Source organism: Streptomyces sp. URMC 127 (assembly GCF_051386535.1).
GTDB lineage: Bacteria > Actinomycetota > Actinomycetes > Streptomycetales > Streptomycetaceae > Streptomyces.
The window spans coordinates 1-231 of sequence record NZ_JBPQTW010000574.1 but is presented as its reverse complement, the minus strand read 5'-3'; the positions used below and the strand labels follow the sequence as shown (position 1 = coordinate 231).

General features: G+C 46.8%; 1 protein-coding gene. It reads left to right on the top strand.

Annotated elements, in window-relative coordinates; all coding sequences use genetic code 11:
- Nucleotides 1-231: hypothetical protein (locus tag ACSNOH_RS35440; RefSeq protein WP_436725537.1), on the top strand; the 231-nt coding region annotated here is incomplete at both ends.

Here is a 231-nt window from a genome sequence, read left to right as displayed (position 1 = left end):
GCGCTGAAACATAAAACAATTGAATTTAAAGAGCGCCTTGAAAAAGGGGCGACAACTGATGATCTTCTTGTGGAAGCATTTGCTGTTGTTCGGGAAGCTTCACGCCGCGTAACCGGCATGTTTCCGTTCAAAGTCCAGCTCATGGGGGGCGTGGCGCTTCATGACGGAAATATCGCTGAAATGAAAACAGGGGAAGGGAAAACGTTAACGTCTACTCTGCCTGTTTATTTA